The sequence below is a fragment of the Microbacterium hydrocarbonoxydans genome, assembly GCF_023715885.1.
In the GTDB taxonomy this organism is placed as follows: domain Bacteria; phylum Actinomycetota; class Actinomycetes; order Actinomycetales; family Microbacteriaceae; genus Microbacterium; species Microbacterium hydrocarbonoxydans_C.
The window spans coordinates 1-425 of record NZ_JAMBOY010000022.1; the positions used below are offsets into that span (position 1 = coordinate 1).

At 63.1% G+C, this 425-nt stretch carries 1 protein-coding gene; it reads left to right on the top strand.

The features are described 5' to 3' along the window. A partial coding sequence (locus M3195_RS16750) for an amidohydrolase family protein (protein WP_251589230.1) occupies positions 1–425 on the top strand: 425 nt, incomplete at both ends.

The following is a 425-nucleotide window of genomic DNA, read 5'->3' on the forward strand; positions in this document are numbered from 1 at the left end:
CTCCTGCTGTTTCAGGACGGGGGCGATTGCGCGGGTCGTCGATGGCGTCGAAGGGGTGCGGCTCGCCGTGCGTGAGGAGATTCAGAAAGGCGCGACGCAAATCAAGATAATGGCGTCAGGCGGCGTGGCTTCGCCGACCGATCCGATTGCGAACACGCAGTATTCGGAGGATGAGATTCGGGCGATCGTCGACGAGGCCGAGGCCGCGAATACTTATGTGATGGCGCATGCGTATACGGGGCGGGCGATTGCGCGGGCTGTGAGGTGCGGCGTGCGGACGATCGAGCATGGGAATTTGGTGGATGAAGCGGCTGCGATGCTCATGCGTGAGCGGGGGGCGTTTGTGGTGCCGACGCTGGTGACTTATGACGCGTTGGCGAAACATGGGGCGGAGTTTGGGATGCCGGCGGACTCCATCGCGAAGG